General features: G+C 53.5%; 1 protein-coding gene and 1 pseudogene. Both read right to left on the bottom strand.

Features of this window, described 5'->3' with window-relative positions; all coding sequences use genetic code 11:
• Positions 1 to 457, bottom strand: a pseudogene (locus G6M89_RS22070) (hypothetical protein); the annotation flags it as partial.
• A gap of 2 nt (positions 458 to 459) precedes the next feature.
• A partial coding sequence (locus G6M89_RS22195) for a hypothetical protein (protein WP_206335678.1) occupies positions 460 to 662 on the bottom strand: 203 nt, incomplete at its 5' end.

The following is a 662-nucleotide window of genomic DNA, read 5'->3' as shown; positions in this document are numbered from 1 at the left end:
TCTCGAGGGGATCGAGTCCAAGGTAGACGTTCGTTCGGTACAGTACCAGATCCTCGGACTGGGCGTCAGCCGGTGGCTGAATGACTGGATCGTAGCTATCATCGTGATGACTTTTCAGTTGCTGATAAAGATCGCCAAAGTACTCCTCGAACTCCTCGAGATCCATCTCGGCGACAGCGAGTCGGACAGCATTGATTCGTTCGGGGTGAATCCGTGACGGCACCGTGTCGTACCCGCGTTCCTGGTAGACGTAATACTGTGCGAAGCGGCGGGCCTGTTCGTTGTACTCGTTTTCCTCTAGTGTTCGGTCTTCCGGCTTATCGGCATACTCATCGCAATGGTGCGCATAGAGATTCCCATTTGATTTGTTCATTTCAATATGATGTGATGCACCACTGTTGTCAATAACACTGACTCCGATGTCTTCTTCATCCTCCCCTAGAAATTCCGCTTCCATGGTTAGTCATCTCCAAATTTTCGACCGCCACCGTGTTCGCTACCATTAGACCGGCCATTGAAGAATTCATCAAGGTATTGCTTAACGAACCCGGAGACCTGCTTCATCCAGTCCGGGGACATCTCTTTGGCGGCGTGTGCCACGTCAGGTCCCCGATGCTGGGCGTAGGCAGTCGTGGCAGCGGTCGACGCTGCGGAGACGCCGG

The organism is Natronolimnobius sp. AArcel1 (assembly GCF_011043775.1).
Lineage (GTDB): Archaea > Halobacteriota > Halobacteria > Halobacteriales > Natrialbaceae > Natronolimnobius.
Note: the sequence above shows the minus strand (reverse complement) of the source record. Positions and strands in the feature narration are given on the sequence as shown.